The sequence below is a fragment of the Clostridium sp. genome (assembly GCF_051278035.1).
Lineage (GTDB): Bacteria > Bacillota > Clostridia > Clostridiales > Clostridiaceae > Clostridium_AD.
This window is the reverse complement of the sequence record NZ_JBNMNU010000282.1, coordinates 1-3,579: the sequence shown is the minus strand read 5'-3', so window position 1 is coordinate 3,579 and position 3,579 is coordinate 1. Positions and strand designations below refer to the sequence as shown.

Here is a 3,579-nt window from a genome sequence, read left to right as displayed (position 1 = left end):
CTCACTTCCCTTCACACTCTTTAATATTAATTCCGTAAAGTACTATAGAAATAAGTTGTGAACTATATCCTAATATAAACGCAATTATACCAAAATTGTAATAATTGAAAATTATTAAGCCTATTACACACACTATAATAACCCTAAAGGCAAATCCAAATAAAGTAGTGAATCCATATTGATTTTTCACTTTATTAAATACAAAATCAACATATATTAAATTTAATAATAAATTAATATTTGCTAAAAAGAGACCTAATAAAAAAAATACTGCATATTTTTTATCAATAAGATAAATTACAGTAAATCCAAAGAGTGCTATGAAAAAATCAAAAAAATTAATTTTTTTATACATCTGTGTCGACTTAATATTCAATTTTTACTTCTCCTTCACCATTCGTTTACATTACTAATTATAGTCCTCTAATTTCCATAAATAAAATCCCAAATTAGTCGATGTGTTAATGTGTGTCGCTAAATTAGTTGATTAGACCGTTTAAATTATATATTTCTTCGGAATTGCTCTGTTTTAAGCACTATTGCTATCTAACGAATGATTTGAAAGGTCATTATTCGTTTATCTTAATATTCTCACAAATTCCACTTGAAGTTTCAATAAACTTGATTTCATTGATTTCTGAATGCATTTCCATATAAACTGTATTTAGTTAAACATTTACAACAACTTAATATTTATGTATATATCAAGTATTTTGTTTGTTTTTTTAGAACAATTGCAATATTTTATTTTCGAAATATCTTTTTTCCTTATAATTCTTTTGACGTTTATGTTATTTTTATCATAAATGGATGAACTTATACATATCATTCTAAATGTTTTAGACTATTACACTTGTAAACACACAAAAGCGGGTTCAAGAACTCACAATTGGTAAACCCGCTTAAAAAGTATCCAAAATACACAATAAGCCTATTAACATATTATTATATATATTTATTAGAGTTTTTTAATAAAGCAATTTAATAGCGCATCTACTATTTTAGCAGAAGCATTACCGTCACCATAAGGATTAATTGATCTACTCATGCTATTATACTCATCTGAATTTTTGAGAAGTTCACTAGCCTTACGTACAATCTCTTGTTTATCTGTTCCAACAAGCTTTACAGTACCAGCCTCCTGAGCCTCTACCCTCTCAGTAACATCTCTAAGAACTAAAACTGGTTTACCTAAATGAGGGGCTTCTTCTTGAATTCCACCTGAGTCAGTCATTATTATATAACATTTTTTCATTAAATTATGCATTTCACCAGTATCTAACGGCTCAAGTAAATGTATTCTATTTATACCTTTTAATATTCTGTGCACCATATCCCTCACTACTGGGTTTGGGTGAACTAGATACAATACTTCTACATCACTATTTTCTTTTACTATGACTTTTAAAGCGCTACATATATTTTCAATTCCACTTCCCCAATTTTCTCTTCTATGAGCCGTGACTAATATTATTTTTTTGCTTTGATAGTCAAGTGCATTCAGGGCAGAATCTTCAAAAATATAATCTTCTTTAATTGTATACTTCATTGCATCTATAACCGTATTCCCTGTAACAAAAATTTTGCTCTCATCTACCCCTTCTAATAATAAATTTTCTTTAGAGGTATTAGTAGGTGAAAAATGCAAATCTGCTAACGCACCAGTTAGCTTTCTATTAATTTCTTCTGGGTACGGATAAAATTTATTGTGACTTCTAAGCCCTGCTTCTACATGACCAATAGGTATTTTTCTATAAAACGCTGCAAGAGATGCCGCGAAGCTAGTAGTCGTATCTCCATGCACGAGCACTATATCTGGATTCTCAGTATCAAGAATCCCCTCTAAACCATCTAGAACAGAACAGGTTATGCCTGTTAAACTTTGTTTGGATTTCATTATATTCAAATCATATTTAGGCACAATATTAAATATTTCTAGAACTTGATCTAATATTTCTCTGTGCTGAGCAGTAACGCATACCGTGCATAGTATTTGAGGAACTTTTTCTAGTTCCTTAACTAAAGGCGCCATTTTTATAGCCTCAGGCCTTGTACCAAATATTACCATAATTTTAATAGTTTCCACAAGATACCCTCCTAACTTAGTATGTAATCCCATTTGAATTAGTATTTTTTATATTATAATTATGTATATTCTATTCTCTATGATTAAAAATACCATATTTCCAAGCTGTTAAAACCGATACAAACATTACTAATGCTAATAAAAAATATGCCCTTTGATTACTTAATTGCATGGCTACAATAGCAATTCCACCAAGAAATGTACTTATTAAATACATTATAATAACAGCTTGTTTTTGGCTTAGCCCCATATTTAAAAGTCGATGGTGCAAATGCCCTTTATCTGCTTGCATTATAGATTTACCGTTAACTTTTCTTCTGATCATGGCAAAGAGAGTGTCATAAAGAGGCAATCCAAAAATTAAAATTGGTACTGCAATTACAAACACTGTTGCAGATTTAATTGCTCCTTCAATTGAAATAGCAGCTAAAAGAAACCCTAATAATTGGGAACCCGTGTCTCCCATAAAAATAGAAGCTGGATTAAAATTATATGGTAAAAACCCTAAAATCGCCCCACTTAATACAGCCGTTAGAAATACCGCTTCCAATCTTCCATTAATTAAAGAAACTATCATTAGTGTAACTGCCGATATAAATGCTACACCTGCTGCTAAGCCATCTAACCCATCTATTAAATTAAAAGCGTTAGTCACACCTACAATCCATATTATTGTTATAGGGATTTGAATCCATCCTATGCTTAGGTAAGGATATATCCCTCTAAATGGATTAGTTAAAATTGATATTCCAATCCCTGACTGCAAAAGACATATAGCAGCTATAACCTGTATTAAAATCTTATATCTAGGCCTTAAATCTTTAACATCATCTAAAACGCCACCGATAACAATTATAGTCGCGCCTATAATTATGCCTAGTTGGGACGACGTTAAAATACCATTGTATAAGATTACACCTAAAACAAAAGCTATGTATATAGCAAGCCCTCCCATAACCGGGGTGGGTTTTTTATGAACTCGCCTTTCATCTTTAGGGATATCAATAGCATTAAACTTGATTGCTATTTTCTTGACTATCGGCGTGATTATAAAAGATATTAATGCTGTAATTATTGCTAGTATATAAATATCACTCATAAATAATCCTTTCCTTCACAAAAGCATTGTTCTTATTTGATAATTAATATCCGCCATCACCTTGAAGTGAGTCGTCATTTTCTATCCACTCTTCTACATATACGACAGTGTATTGTGTTTCGTTATCTCTAATTATTACTTTTTCTATACCTGAATTAATTATAAATCTCTTACATAAAGAGCATGGAGATGCATTCTTAACTAATTCTCCAGTTTTAACCTCTTTACCTATTAAATACAAAACCGCACCTAACATATCATTCCTGCGAGATGATATAATTGCATTTTGCTCAGCATGAACCGATCTACAAAGTTCATACCTTGTGCCTCTCGGCACTTTTAATTCTTCCCTCTTACAGACACCTAAATCACAACAGTTTTTTCTCCCTCTAGG

At 31.1% G+C, this 3,579-nt stretch carries 4 protein-coding genes; all 4 read right to left on the bottom strand.

All coding sequences use genetic code 11. From position 1 onward, the window contains the following. Window position 1 precedes the first annotated feature (1 nt). Window positions 2–376: an ATP synthase subunit I gene (locus ACJAX4_RS22930; protein WP_435791756.1), complete on the bottom strand. Its 375-nt coding sequence runs from the start codon at window positions 374–376 to the stop codon at window positions 2–4. 582 nt (window positions 377–958) lie between these two features. Beyond that, the gene (gene wecB / locus ACJAX4_RS22925) at window positions 959–2,086 is read right to left on the bottom strand and encodes a non-hydrolyzing UDP-N-acetylglucosamine 2-epimerase (protein WP_435791755.1); all 1,128 of its coding nucleotides are present in this window, start codon (window positions 2,084–2,086) and stop codon (window positions 959–961) included. A gap of 70 nt (window positions 2,087–2,156) precedes the next feature. Next, the gene (locus ACJAX4_RS22920; protein WP_435791754.1) at window positions 2,157–3,185 is read right to left on the bottom strand and encodes a glycosyltransferase family 4 protein; all 1,029 of its coding nucleotides are present in this window, start codon (window positions 3,183–3,185) and stop codon (window positions 2,157–2,159) included. A 43-nt stretch (window positions 3,186–3,228) separates the two neighbouring features. Continuing rightward, a partial coding sequence (locus ACJAX4_RS22915) for a cytidine deaminase (RefSeq protein WP_435791753.1) occupies window positions 3,229–3,579 on the bottom strand: 351 nt, incomplete at its 5' end.

Excerpts from the sequence above, each read along its gene's own strand:
- ACJAX4_RS22920 (WP_435791754.1), bottom strand. The coding sequence starts at position 3,185 with ATGAGTGATATTTATATACTAGCAATAATTACAGCATTAATATCTTTT.